A 13,219-nucleotide genomic window follows, 5' to 3' on the forward strand; every position below is an offset into this window, starting at 1 on the left:
CAGCGGTTCGTGCCCGTCCTGGTCTCCACCCGGTGCCCGTTCCCCGTGCACACCGCGGCTGTGTGTCACCGTGTCCGCGCCCACCGGCCCCCGTCGCCCTCCGGCACGAGCCGCGCCTGCAGGCGCATCGCCGCGTACCCGAGCACGAATCCGGCGCAGGCAACGCCCGTGTCGGACAGGGCCGGAGGCTGCGTGCCGAGCAGTTCGCGAAGGAGCGGCACGTACGCCCCTGCGATCTGCAAGGTCAGAGCGGCCGCCAGCGCCAGGAGGAGGAAGGGGTTGGCCAGGGTCCCGGGCCGGGCCCGCGAGCCCAGGCCGACACCGAGCTGGGTCGCGCCGAGCACCAGGAAGAGCAGCGTCTGCCAGGGGCGGCCGGTGCTGTGCGCCCAGGACCCGACGGCCAAGGTGACCGTCGCGATGAGGGCGCCCAGGACGAGGATGCGTGCCCACAGGCCGGCCCCCAGCACGCTTTCCTCCGGCGGTCTGGGCAGCCGGTGCATGGAGTCGCCGGCCGTGGGTTCGGCTCCGAGTGCCACGCCCGGCAGGCCGTGGGTGAGGAGGTTGATCCACAGGATCTGGGCCGGGAGCAGCGGCAGGGGCATGTCCAGGGCGGGGCCGGTGAGCATGACCAGGATCTCCGCGCTGCCGCCCGCCAAGGCGTAGAGCAGGAAGCGCCGTACGTTGGCGTAGACCCGGCGCCCCTCTTCGACGGCCGCCACGACCGTGCCGATGTCGTCGTCGGCCAGGACCAGATCGGCGGCCTGCCGGGCGACCTCCGTCCCACGCCGCCCCATCGCCACGCCGATGTCGGCCCGGCGCAGCGCCGGCCCGTCATTGACTCCGTCACCCGTCATCGCCACCACGTGCCCGGCCGCACGCCACGACTCGACGATGCCGACCTTCTGCTCCGGCGTCGTACGGGCGAACACCCGGACGGCCGTGGGGTCCCCCGCCCTGCCGCTGCTGATCTCCTCCCCGGTGAGGGCTTCCTCCTCTGCGGAGGCGATGCCCAGCCGCCGGGCGAGGGCTTCGGCGGTCAGCGGGTGGTCCCCCGTGACGAGCACGGGGGTGATGCCCGCCGCCCGGCACGCCGCGACCGTGCCGGCAGCGGCTTCCCTCGGCGGGTCGAAGATCGCGACGAGCCCGAGCAGGGTCAGGCCGCTCTCCCAGCCGTCCGGGGCGGAATCCGGCCTGTCGGCCGCGGCCACGGCCAGCACCCGGTACCCCTCGCGCGCCCACTCGCCCGCCCGCGCCAGCGCCCGGCTCCGGACCTGCTGGTCGCCGTGGGCGAGGACGTCACCGCGCAGGACGGTTTCGGGCGCGCCCTTGCAGACGACGCGCAGTCGCCCTTCGGGGCGGCGGTGCACCGTGGTCATGCGCTTGCGCTCGCTGCTGAACGGGATCTCGTCCACCCGGGGCATGGTCTCGCGCAACTCGGCGGCTCGCAGGCCGAGCCGGTCCGCAGCGGTCAGCAGGGCGGCTTCCGTGGGATCGCCGAGCGCGGTCCAGGCACCATCACCGGCGCCGGGAGGCTGGAGCTCGGCGTCGTTGCACAACAGTGCGGCGGTCAGCAACCCGGCCAGGTCCGGGGCCTGCTCGGCGCGGAGCGCCTGTCCGTTCCGCTCGACGTGCCCGTGCGGCGCGTAGCCGGCTCCGGAGACGGTGGCCTCGCCGCCCGCCGGTGTCCACAGCCGCTGGGCGGCCATCCGTCCCTCGGTGAGAGTGCCGGTCTTGTCCGTCGCCAATACGGTGATCGATCCCAGGGTCTCGACGGCGGGCAGCCTGCGGACGATGGCGTGCCGGCCGGCCATCCGGTGAGCGCCCAGGGCCAGGGCGAGCGTCACCACCGCCGGCAGCGACTCGGGGACGGCCGCGACGACCAGGCTGATCGCCGCCACCACCATGAGTTCCACCGGTTGCCCGCGCCCGATGCCGACGAGCAGCATGACGGCGGACAACCCGACGGCGACCAGAGCCAGGAGACGACCGAAGCGCGCGAGACGGTGCTGAAGCGGGGTGAGGCCGGGCGGTGCGGCCATCAGGACGGCGATCCGGCCCATGGCACTGGCCGTGCCGGTCGCCGTCACCTCGACGCGGCCTCGGCCCCGTAGGACCACCGTCCCCGCCGACACCACCCCGGCGGAGGAATCGTTCGAAGGTTCCTTGGCCACCGGCAAGGACTCACCGGTCAGCGAGGACTCGTCCACCAGCAGCAGGGCCGCCTCGGCGACACGGCCGTCGGCGGGCACGATGTCGCCCTCACCCAGCAGGACCACATCGCCGGGTACGACATCCGCGGCGTTCACTTCCCGCTCGGCACCGTCGCGCACCACGCGCACCACCGGGGCGCTGAGGGCCCGGAGAGCCGCCACGGCCTTCTCGGCACGAACCTCCTGCGCCACGCCGACCGCGCTGTTGGCCACGATGACGATCCCGATGATGGCCGTGTCGACGAGGTCGCCGGTGGCGGTGGTGAGCACCACAGCGGCCAGCAGCACCAGAATCAACGGGTCGCGCAGCTGGGCGAGGACCCGCCGCCACACCGGCGTGGGACGCACGGAGACGATCACGTTGGGGCCGTGACGGGCCAGACGGCACCTGGCCTCGGCCTCGGTCAGCCCCGGGGGGTTCTGCGGTGCCGTCGTCACCGGTGCACCACCTCCCCGGGCCGGCGGGGGCTGCAGGCCGCTGCGGGTGCGGCGTCCCGTCACCGTGCCGCGGGGGCTGCACACCCCGTCCTTGTGGCAGCACCGCCTTCCGCCCCATCTTCCCCAGCCGGACCGCTGTCCGCATTCCGGAGCCCGGGCGCGCCCTGAGCCACTCGACGTGCCGCACCGGTGCGCATGCCGCACTGTGGGAGGGCGAGCCCGTGCGCCGCGACGGCTCGGGCAGTACGTCGGCCGTGCGCAGAGAAGGGAACGGCATGCTCGAGAGAGCCACGGACACGCCCGCGGGCATCGACGCCGTCAAGGCGGTCGGAACCGTGTCGAAGGACGACTACCAGAAGGTGGTCGAGCCGCTCATCGACGACGCGCGGCGGAACGGCCGCCGTATTCGGATCCTGTGCGAGATCGGCCCTGACTTCAAATCCTTCACTCCCGGGGCCGCCTGGGAGGATCTCAAGGTCGGTATGGGTTCCCTGAGCCTGTTCGAGGGCTGCGCGGTCGTCACCGACGTGGGCTGGATCCGTGAGTCCACTCGCTTGACGAGCTTTCTGATGCCCTGCCCGGTGCGCACGTTCGACGGCCGGGAGCGCGACGAGGCCCTGCGCTGGCTGGCGTCGCTTCCCGAGGGCCCTGGCATTTCCCACCGGCTGACCGATTCCGGCGTACTCGTGGTGGAGGTCGGGCGCCCCCTGCGTGTCCAGGACTTCGACGCCCTCGCACTGACCGTGGACAACTGGCTCGCAACACACGCCGAACTGGCCGGTGTCGTGATCCATGTTCGCGAGTTCCCCGGCTGGGAGAACATCGGTGGTCTGATCCGCCACGTGCGGTTCGTTCGCGACCACCACCGGAAGGTCAGGAAGATCGCGCTGGCAGCCGACAGCAAGGCCGCGGTCTTCATTCCCCAGGTTGCGCATCACTTCGTCCAAGCCGAGGTGCGGCGGTTCGAATACGACGAACTCGACGACGCCCTGGCGTGGGCAGCCGCCCCTCCGGCTCGCTGCTGAGCGCATGCCCGGATCGACGTCGGACGGAAGAGCAACGAGCGGCACGACGAGCGGAGCGGCGCCCGGCGCCTCCGGCGGCTGGCAGTTCTGGGTCGACCGGGGCGGCACCTTCACCGACATCGTCGCCCGGAGCCCGGACGGCCGCCTGCTGACCCGCAAGCTCCTTTCGGAGGACCCGGCCCGCTACGGCGATGCGGCGGTGGAGGGAATCCGCAGGCTGCTCGGGCTGCGTCACGACCAGGAATTCCCGTCCGGCGCCGTCGAAGCGGTACGCATGGGCACCACGGTGGCGACGAACGCCCTGCTGGAGCGCACGGGTGAGCGGACGGCTCTGGTGATCACCCGTGGGTTCCGGGACGCGCTGCGCATCGGGTACCAGAACCGCCCCCGGCTCTTCGACCGGCACATCATCCTGCCGGAGGCGTTGTACGAACGGGTCATCGAGGTGTCCGAACGCGTCACGGCACAAGGTGAGGTGCTGGTCCGGCCAGACCTGCGCGGTCTCGCCATCGACCTGCAGCGGGCCCACGACGACGGCATTCGCGCGGTCGCGGTCGTGTGCCTGCACAGCCACCTGCACCCCCGGCACGAGGAGATGACCGGGGAGCTGGCCGAGCGGACCGGCTTCCCGCAGGTCTCGCTGTCCAGCGAGGTCAGCCGCCTGATGAAGCTGGTGCCCCGGGGCGACACGGCCGTGGTCGACGCGTATCTCTCCCCCGTCCTGCGCCGTTACGTGAAGCAGGTGGCGGACCGGCTGCCGGGCGTCCGTCTGATGTTCATGCAGTCCAACGGCGGCCTGGCCGAGGCGGGGCACTTCCGTGGCAAGGACGCCATTCTGTCCGGACCGGCGGGCGGCATCGTGGGCATGGCGCGCATGACGCAGCTGGCCGGGTTCGAGAAGGCCATCGGTTTCGACATGGGCGGCACCTCCACGGACGTGTCGCACTTCGCCGGCTCCTACGAGCGGGTGGTCACCTCCCAGGTGGCGGGCGTCCGGTTGCAGGCACCGATGCTGGACATCCACACGGTCGCGGCCGGCGGAGGCTCCGTGCTGCACTTCGACGGCAGCCGCTACCGTGTCGGCCCCGACTCGGCCGGGGCGAGCCCGGGCCCCGCCTGCTACCGCGCCGGCGGCCCCCTGACCGTCACGGACGCCAACGTGATGCTCGGCCGCATCCAGCCCGCGTACTTCCCGCACGTGTTCGGCCCGGAAGGCGACCAGCCCCTGGACCTCGACATCGTGCGCCGCCGTTTCACCGAGCTCTCGGAGGAGATCCACGCCCGCACCGGCGACCGGCGCACCCCGGAGCAGGTCGCCGAGGGCTTCCTGCAGGTCGCCGTGGCGAACGTGGCGGCCGCCGTCAAACGGATCTCCGTGCAGAAGGGCCGCGACGTCACCGAGTACGTGCTGACCACGTTCGGGGGCGCGGGTGGCCAGCACGCCTGTGCGGTCGCCGACGCCCTCGGCATCCGCACCGTCCTCGTCCCGCCCATGGCCGGTGTCCTCTCCGCACTGGGCATCGGGCTCGCCGACACCACCACCCTGCGGGAGCGGTCGGTGGAGCTCGCCCTCGAAGAAGCGAACATGGAGCGGGTCCGCACCGTGGCCGGCGAGCTGGAGGCCGCGGCACGCACCGAGCTCCACGACGAGGACGTCCCCGCCGACCGCATCCGGGTGACCCGGCAGGCACGGCTGCGCTACGACGGCACCGACACCGCCGTGACGGTCGGGTTCGGCGAACTCCCGGAGATGCTGGAGGAGTTCGAAGCAAGCCACCGGGCGATGTACTCGTTCCTCCTGGACCGGCCCGTCATCGTCGAAGCCCTCTCGGCCGAAGCCGCCGGGCTCACCCCGCAACCCGGCCTCGGCGACCTCGCACCGGCCGAGGAGGAGGGCGATGACGGTACGGACACGGTCACCTTCCCGCTCCACGCCCGGGGCGCATGGCACGAGGTTCCGCTCCGGGAGCGGGAACGCCTGCGCCCCGGCATCACCGTGCCCGGCCCCGCCGTCATCACCGAGGCCAACGCCACCACGGTCGTGGAGCCCGGCTGGCAGGCCCGCGTGACGGCGGCCGGCCACCTGCTCGCCGAGCGCGTGGCCCCGCCCCCCGAAGCCGATGTGGCGACCAGGGCCGACCCCGTCATGCTGGAGATCTTCAACAACCTCTTCGTGTCGATCGCCGAGCAGATGGGCGCGCGCCTGGAGGCGACCGCGCAGTCCGTCAACATCAAGGAGCGGCTCGACTTCTCGTGCGCGCTGTTCGACCCCCGGGGCCGTCTCGTGGCCAACGCCCCGCACATCCCCGTGCACCTCGGTTCGATGGGCACCGCCGTCAGGGAAGTGATCGGCCGCCGGTCCACAACGATGCGCCCCGGTGACGCCTACGCCGTCAACGACCCCTATCACGGGGGTACGCACCTTCCCGACATCACGGTGGTGACGCCCGTCTTCGACGAACGGCCCGCGCACGAGGACACGATCCTCTTCTTCGTCGCGTCCCGCGGCCACCACGCCGAGATCGGTGGCCTGACGCCCGGCTCGATGCCGGCCGGCAGCCGCGAGATCGACGACGAGGGCGTTCTCTTCGACAACTGGCTGCTGGTGGAGAACGGCAGGTTCCGGGAGGCCGAGACGCTCGGGCTCCTCGCTTCGGCACCCTGTCCTTCCCGCGCCCCCGCCACCAACCTCGCCGACCTGCGCGCCCAGATCGCCGCCAACCACAAGGGCGTCGAGGAAGTCGGCAAGATGATCGGCCACTTCGGCCTGGACGTGGTGCAGGCGTACATGCGCCACGTCCAGGACAATGCCGAAGAGGCCGTCCGCCGGGCGCTCGCCGGCCTCTCCAGTGGTGAATACCGCTACGAGACGGACTCCGGCGCTGTCATCGCCGTACGCGTCGAGGTGGACCGGCAGGGCCGGTCGGCGACCATCGACTTCACCGGCACCTCGGCACAGCTGGCGACGAATTTCAACGCCCCCACCGCGGTGGTGAACGCGGCCGTGCTCTACGTCTTCCGGACGCTCATCGCCGAGGACATCCCCCTCAACGACGGCTGCCTGCGACCCTTGCGCATCATCATCCCGCCGGGGTCGATGCTCTCCCCCGAACACCCCGCCGCCATCGTCGCCGGCAACGTCGAGACCTCCCAGGCCATCGTCGGCGCTCTGTACGCCGCTCTCGGGGCCCAGGCGGAGGGCAGCGGCACCATGAACAACGTCACCTTCGGCAACGATCGCCACCAGTACTACGAGACCGTCGCATCGGGCTCGGGCGCCGGGCCGGGGTTCGACGGCGCACCGGCGGTCCAGACCCACATGACCAACTCCCGCCTCACCGACCCCGAGGTGCTCGAGTGGCGCCTGCCCGTCCTGCTGGAGGAGTTCGCCGTGCGCACGGGCAGCGGGGGCGAGGGCCGCTGGCGCGGCGGCGACGGCACGGTGCGCCGGCTGCTCTTCCGCGAGCCGATGACGGTGAGCACGCTCTCCGGGCACCGGCGGATCCCGCCCTACGGCATGGCAGGCGGCCGCCCGGGCTCACCGGGCTCGAACCGTGTGGAGCGGGCTGACGGCCGTACGACACCGATGGCGGGGTGCGACTCGGTCGACGTGCGGCCCGGAGACGTCCTCGTCGTGGAAACTCCGGGCGGAGGCGGGTACGGCCCGCCCGGGAACGCGCCGACCGCCCCGGCCGGCGTGGACAAGGACCGGATCCGGTGATCCACACGGCTCACTCCCCGGGGTCAGCTGTGTCGCCGGCATCGAACCCCAGGTGTTCGCGTCGACCTGGACTGCGCCACGCGGGGCGGCCCCACGGGACGGCTGTGCAGTGCTCTCCCGGAGCAAGTGCGCGAGACTGGAAGAGGGAGTGTGACCGCTGTATGCGGTGGGGTTCACCGTGGGCGATCGAGAGCACTCGCCGCCGGTGCGGAGGGAGACAACGTGGCGGACGTAACGGGCCGCCTCCCACCCGCCCGAAGCCGACAAGGAGGAACCCGCCATGGCAGGAGCGCTGTCGCCGCGGCACCGTTCGCTCTTCCCGGACCTGAGGGAGTGGATGGAGGGAGGGTTCCCCGGGTTCCCCGCCGCGTGGACGACTTCCGGTGCGCACCCGATCCCCGTCGAGATCACCAGGGAGAACGGGCAGTACGTACTGAAGGCGGAGATGCCCGGGCTGGACCCGGAGGACATCGAGATCACGGTCGAGGGCGAGACGCTCACCGTGAAGGCCGAGCACACCGAACGCCAGGAGGACAAGCAGCACTCGGAGTTCCGTTACGGCTCCTTCGAGCGGTCCGTACGGCTTCCCGCACCGATACCGGAGGAAGGCGTCACGGCCGAGTACCGGGACGGCATCCTCACTGTGCGCGTACCGCAGCCCGAGAAGCCGGCGCCCGGCGCACGCACCGTCGCGGTCCGGCGAGCGGACTGAGGGCCGTCACGAGCGCTGCGCACGGCGGGCCGCCGCCGGCGCGGCCCGCACGCCCCGGTGCCGTCGGGCGGCACGGCGTGCGGCCCGGCTCGCCGACTGTGAGCATCCGGGGCTGGGGAGCTACGCAGCACGAGCAGGAAAGAGCAGGAGGTGGACCCGTGGCGCAACCGGTGTCCGTCGGTGTCGACGGATCCCCGGAGAGTCTGGCCGCCGCCGTGTGGGCGGGCCGGGAGGCGACGCTGCGCGACGGGTCGCTGCGCATCGTGCACGCCCTGGAGTGGCGCACCGGCGACCAGCGGTTCTCCCCGGGCCTCTCGGCCCAGCGTGAGTGGGCCGAGAGCCGGATCGAAGCCCTGGCCGAGGAGCTCCTGGAGGCCCACCCCCGGCTGAGGATCAGTGTGGACCGGGCGTCCGTCCTCCCGGCGAAGGCCCTCCTCGACGCCACGGAGGACTCCGCGGTCCTGGCCCTGGGATCACGCGGCCTCGGCACCTTGCCGGGTTTCCTGCTGGGCTCGGTGAGCCTGCCGGTGATCGCCCACGCGTCCGCGCCCGTGGTCGTCGTCCACCCGCCGGAAGACCCCGTACCGGCCGGCAGCGGCCCCGTCGTGGCCGGCCTCGGCCACCACGACCCGCACGGCCCGCTGCTCGACTTCGCGTTCGAGGCCGCCGCCCTCCGCGGTACGGTCCTCCGCCTCGTCCGCACCGCGGGCCGGACACCCGCCGGGGACCGGGAACCTCACGACGCCAGTGCGCTGGCCGCGTCCCTGCGCCCCTGGCGGGCCCGGTGGCCGGCCGTCGAGGTGGCGGAGTGGTTCTCCACGGGTCCGGCCGCACCCCATCTGGTGGAGGCCTCCGACGACGCCCAGCTGCTCGTCGTCGGACGACGGGAGAACAGGCCCTCCCCCGTCACGCGCATCGGTCCCGTGACCCACGGCGTACTGCACCACGCGCGGTGCCCCGTCGCAGTGATCCCGAGCGGCTGAAAGCCGCCTGCCGGCTCTGCGGGGTCTACAGGCCGCTGCGGATGCGGCGGCCCGTGGTCCTGCCGATCGGGACGCGCACCCAGGTGTCCCGCTCGCCGCCCGCCCAGGCGAGCGGGCCCGCGGTTTCGCGAAGGCGCTGCTGCTCTTCCGGCTCGGTGACGGGCTCGGCCACGCCTCTGACGAGAACGCTCCATCCTTCGCTGCGTGCCTCGTCGACCCGGTCGACCTCGAAGGCGACATCGCTGCCGACCGCCCCGGCGAGCACGCCGCCGGCGGCCGTGCGGAAGACGATCGCGTCGCCGACGAGACAGAAGTTGACGGGAACGGCCTCAGGCCCCTCCGAGGTGGAGAAGACCACTCGCCCGATGCCGCCCGAAGAGAGCTTCTCCCGGCATTCGGGCGGCGGCAGCTCTTCCAGGACCGGACTGCGCGCCAGGGGCCCCTTCCCTTGAGGCTGCTCGGTGCCCGCACCCAGGAGCGCGGACACGGTGGTCTCCAGTGCGTCCGCCACGGCCGTGAGCGCTTCCATCGAGACGACCCCGGCCCGCGACTCGACGTACTCGAGGTAGCCGGAATTCAGCCTCGCACGGGTGGCGACGTCTTCCCGGGTCAGGCCCAGCTCCTCCCGGCGCCGGGCCACGCGCCGGCCGAGATCGCTGCCGGGGTGTGCCTGACGGGAGCCAGCCTCGTCCCCGCGTTCCGTGCCCATGGCCGTGTCCCGCTTCCTTCCGCAAGCGCCGTCCCGTCCATCTTCCCCAGCGAGACGGGGGTCCGCACTCCGGCGGCGTGCGGGGCATGACATGCCGCGACGGCGCCGGCGAGAGATGGTGGAGGAGGCGGACGACACAGGCCGGCACCCGGCCCGAGACGCCGGTGAGGCGGTGAGCACGATGGAACGTCCCGTGGTCGTGGGCGTCGACGGGTCGGACGGCAGCCTCGCTGCCCTGGACTGGGCCGTGGAGGAAGCGACCCGCTTCCGGCTTCCCTTGCGCTTGGCCTACGCGTCGCTGTGGGAGCGCTACGAGGGGGCGGTCCCCTCGTTCACCAGTGGGCGACCGGCCGAGGAAGTGGCGGCTCAGCACATCGTCGCCTCTTCCGAGCAGCGGGCCCGGCAGCTCTCCCCGGAGCTGCAGGTGAGCGCTGTGACCCTGCCGGACGATGCGGCGGCGGCGCTGGTGGAGGAGTCGCGCAGTGCCGCGGTCCTGGTGACCGGCTCCTCAGGGCGAGGAGCCGTCAAGGGACTTCTGCTGGGCTCCGTGAGTCTCGCCGTGGCGGGGCGTGCCGGCTGCCCGGTCGTCGTCGTTCGCGGCGAGGAGCGCAATGTCAAGGGCATGAGCAACCGGGTCGTCGTGGGCGTGGGCGAGGCGGACGAGGCCGCCACCGCCGTACGGTTCGCCCTGCGCGAGGCCGGGGCGCGCGGGTGCGAGCTGCAGGCCGTCCGGGCCTGGCGCAGTCCGACGCCGGCGGCGGACCCGTTGGTCGTGCTCGATTCCGCCGCCCGCGCCTACGGAGAACAGGCTGCCGCCGTGCTGGACGAAGTGCTCGAGGAGGCCACGGCCGAACATCCGGAGGTGCCCGTCCGGCGCACGGTGCTGGAAGGGCCCGCGCACCGGGTACTGCTGGGCCCGGCTGCCGACGCCGATCTGCTCGTCCTGGGCGCCACCCGGCGGCAGGGCCAGTTCGGCCTGCAGCTCGGCCGGGTCAGCCACACCGCCTTGCACCGGGCTGCCTGCCCCGTCGCGGTGGTGCCGCACGGGTGAGGCACGCGGCGGTTCACCTCGTACCGGCGGCCAGGATCTCCGTCTCGATGCGGTGACGCACGCGGGCGGCGAGCTCGGTGAGCGGCTGCGAGAGAACGGCCTCGGGGGCGACGGGCGAGGTGATCCGCCGCGCGCCGGCCGGCAGTGCGGTGAGATCGTGGGCGAACCTGCCCCGCGCGTCGTCCAGACGGGAACGCCGGCTGCCGGGCCGGGTCCGGCGACCGTGCCGCATGACCGTCTCCAGCAGTGGTTCGCCGTCCGGCGGCGGAGCCTCGTCGATCAAACCGATGACGTCGGCGTACCCGGGCAGCCGGAAGACCTGCTTGCGGCCCGGTGCCGTCACCTTGGCGGAGGACAGCTTCATGACGGGCCGTCCGTCGTACTCGACCAGCTTGTACGCGGAGTCCAGGTAAGGGGCGTCGGCGGAGACGCCGACCTTGGTGCCGACCGCGTACGTGTCGATGGGCGCGCCGGAGCGGACGAGGCGGTCCACGGCGTACTCGTCGAGACCGCCGCTGGCGACGATGCGCACCTCGTGCAGTCCGGCGGCGTCGAGGATCCGGCGGGAACTCACCGCCAGCGCACCCAGGTCACCGCTGTCCAGGCGGATTGCGCACCCGGGCCCGAGCCCCAGGTCCTTCAGGACGCGGGCCGCGGTCACCACCCCGCGCTCGGTGTCGTAGGTGTCCACCAGGTACGTCACCGGGCCCGGGTGGGCGCGGGCGAAGGCGCGGAAGGCAGCCTGCTCGGTCGCGAACGCCTCGACGTAGGAGTGGGCCATCGTCCCGACCGCGGGCAGGCCCTCGGCGTGGGCGGCAGCCACGTTGCTGGTTCCGGCGAAGCCGACCATGGCGCCCAGCCGGGCCGCCTGGTGGGCGGCTTCCGTGCCGTGTGTGCGGCGCAGCGAGAAGTCCACCACCGCGTGCCCGGCGGCGGCCAGCACACAGCGGGCGCACTTGGAGGCGACGGTGGTCTGGTGATTGACCTGGTTGAGGACGTAGCTCTCCACCAGCTGCGCCTGCGGCAGCGGTGCGGTGACCTCCAGCAGCGGTTCGCCGGCCAGGACCACGCGCCCTTCGGGTACGGCCCGTACGTCGCCGGTGAACGCGAGGCCGAGCAGTGGTGCCGCCTCCTCCGGGGGCCGGTCCAGCGCGTCGGCGACCACCTCCACGTCGCCGGCGTCCACCCGGAACCGGGAGAGGTAGTCGAGGACCGGCTCCAGGCCGGCGGCCACGAGGAAGCCGCGGCCGGCCGGGACGTCCCGTACGAACAGGCTGAACGTCGCGGGCCGGGTCAGCCCCTCGCGCAGGTACGACAGAGCCATGGTGACCTCGTAGAGGTCGGTCGTCGTGGCGTCCGACATCGCCGGCGCCTCCTCCCTCAGTGGAGGCGTCCTGCCTTCGGGTCGTGCTCCGGGTGGTGCACGTGGGCGTCCGGGCCGGGGTAGACGAGGGTCACTCTGCCCGTGTCCGACCAGCGCACGTCATACGGCGGTGTGCCGTCGGCGTGGTGGAGGCCGACGACCTCGCCGTCGCGCTTGGTCGCGCCCGTCGCCGGGCTTTCGACGATCAGGTGGTCACCGAGCTGCGCGTGCATGGCGTCACCGCTTCCGTGCCGTAGCCCCAACACCAGACTCCACCTTTCCGGCCCGCAACGCACGCTGCTCGGACGGTCCGGGGCAGCCCCGTTCGGCGGAGGCGCCCCGATGGCGCGCAGGCGGCGGAAACCGTGCCCACGCGGCTCCTTGCTCCGCGTGGACGGCGTCCGCCCCCGAGCGTGCGCGGGGCATTTCGGCGAGGGTGGACACACCACGGACGAGAGGCCTGAGCGCAGGGAGCGGACCATGGCGGTCTCCAGCCGCATCACGGTCATCGGGGTCGGCAACGAGTTCCGGCGGGACGACGGCGTGGGGCCCGTGGTCGTGACCGGGCTGCGGGAACGCGCGGCCCGCGGCGGCCTGCCGGCCGGAATCCGGCTGGTGTGCAGTGACGGGGAACCGGGCCGTCTGATCGGGCTGTGGGAGGGTGCCGAACTGGCCGTGGTCGTGGATGCCGCCCACGCTCACCCGGGACGTCCGGGCAGGATCCACCGGCTGGAGCTGGACGGGTACAGGGCGTGGCAGGCAGGTCCGGCGAGCAGCCACGGGCTCGGCCTGGGGGAGGCGGTCGAGCTGGCTCGCGCCCTCGACAGGATGCCCGCGCGCCTGATCGTCTACGCCGTCGAAGGAGCTGACGGTTCCCTGGGCACGGGGCTGACCCCCGCGGTCGCCGCGGTACTCGAAACCCTCGTGGAACAGGTCGGGCAGGAGATCACCGGCCACCTCGCCGGACCGAGCGGCGGGGCGACGCCCCGGGGCGCACGGCTGTGAGG

General features: G+C 72.9%; 10 protein-coding genes. 6 read left to right on the forward strand and 4 right to left on the reverse strand.

Translation table 11 applies throughout. The features are described 5' to 3' along the window. Positions 1-65: 65 nt before the first annotated feature. Positions 66-2,648, reverse strand: coding sequence for a cation-translocating P-type ATPase (locus ACOTKD_RS02005; RefSeq protein WP_424887059.1), 2,583 nt, complete (start codon positions 2,646-2,648; stop codon positions 66-68). A 275-nt stretch (positions 2,649-2,923) separates the two neighbouring features. Between ACOTKD_RS02005 and ACOTKD_RS02010 the strand changes: the two genes are divergently transcribed. The 4 genes from ACOTKD_RS02010 to ACOTKD_RS02025 all read left to right on the forward strand — a co-directional run bounded on the left by ACOTKD_RS02010 (position 2,924) and on the right by ACOTKD_RS02025 (position 9,089). Beyond that, a complete protein-coding gene (locus tag ACOTKD_RS02010) occupies positions 2,924-3,673 on the forward strand; it encodes an STAS/SEC14 domain-containing protein (RefSeq protein ID WP_424887060.1) in 750 nt (249 codons plus the stop codon). A gap of 4 nt (positions 3,674-3,677) precedes the next feature. Next, the gene (locus tag ACOTKD_RS02015; protein WP_424887061.1) at positions 3,678-7,394 is read left to right on the forward strand and encodes a hydantoinase B/oxoprolinase family protein; all 3,717 of its coding nucleotides are present in this window, start codon (positions 3,678-3,680) and stop codon (positions 7,392-7,394) included. A gap of 280 nt (positions 7,395-7,674) precedes the next feature. After that, on the forward strand, positions 7,675-8,106 hold the full coding sequence (locus ACOTKD_RS02020) for an Hsp20/alpha crystallin family protein (protein WP_424887062.1): 432 nt from the start codon (positions 7,675-7,677) through the stop codon (positions 8,104-8,106). A 158-nt stretch (positions 8,107-8,264) separates the two neighbouring features. Then, complete coding sequence (locus ACOTKD_RS02025; protein ID WP_424887063.1) at positions 8,265-9,089, forward strand: universal stress protein; 825 nt, start codon at positions 8,265-8,267, stop codon at positions 9,087-9,089. 25 nt (positions 9,090-9,114) lie between these two features. Here the strand turns inward: ACOTKD_RS02025 and ACOTKD_RS02030 are convergent, their stop codons facing one another. Continuing rightward, on the reverse strand, positions 9,115-9,798 hold the full coding sequence (locus tag ACOTKD_RS02030; protein WP_424887064.1) for a helix-turn-helix domain-containing protein: 684 nt from the start codon (positions 9,796-9,798) through the stop codon (positions 9,115-9,117). Between the two features lie 181 nt (positions 9,799-9,979). On the opposite strand from ACOTKD_RS02030, the gene ACOTKD_RS02035 reads away from it, so the two are divergent. After that, positions 9,980-10,849: a universal stress protein gene (locus ACOTKD_RS02035; RefSeq protein ID WP_424887065.1), complete on the forward strand. Its 870-nt coding sequence runs from the start codon at positions 9,980-9,982 to the stop codon at positions 10,847-10,849. Between the two features lie 13 nt (positions 10,850-10,862). Here ACOTKD_RS02035 and ACOTKD_RS02040 read toward each other — a convergent pair whose 3' ends face one another. Together ACOTKD_RS02040 and ACOTKD_RS02045 are read right to left on the reverse strand one after the other, a co-directional pair. After that, positions 10,863-12,212, reverse strand: a complete 1,350-nt coding sequence (locus ACOTKD_RS02040; protein ID WP_424887066.1) for a nicotinate phosphoribosyltransferase — start codon at positions 12,210-12,212, stop codon at positions 10,863-10,865. A gap of 17 nt (positions 12,213-12,229) precedes the next feature. After that, entirely contained in the window at positions 12,230-12,445 is a 216-nt protein-coding gene (locus ACOTKD_RS02045) for a DUF1918 domain-containing protein (RefSeq protein WP_424887067.1), read from the reverse strand. 247 nt (positions 12,446-12,692) lie between these two features. Between ACOTKD_RS02045 and ACOTKD_RS02050 the strand changes: the two genes are divergently transcribed. Then, the gene (locus tag ACOTKD_RS02050) at positions 12,693-13,217 is read left to right on the forward strand and encodes a hydrogenase maturation protease (protein ID WP_424887068.1); all 525 of its coding nucleotides are present in this window, start codon (positions 12,693-12,695) and stop codon (positions 13,215-13,217) included. Positions 13,218-13,219: the final 2 nt, after the last annotated feature.

This window comes from Streptomyces sp. XH2 (genome assembly GCF_049725035.1).
GTDB lineage: Bacteria > Actinomycetota > Actinomycetes > Streptomycetales > Streptomycetaceae > Streptomyces > Streptomyces roseoverticillatus.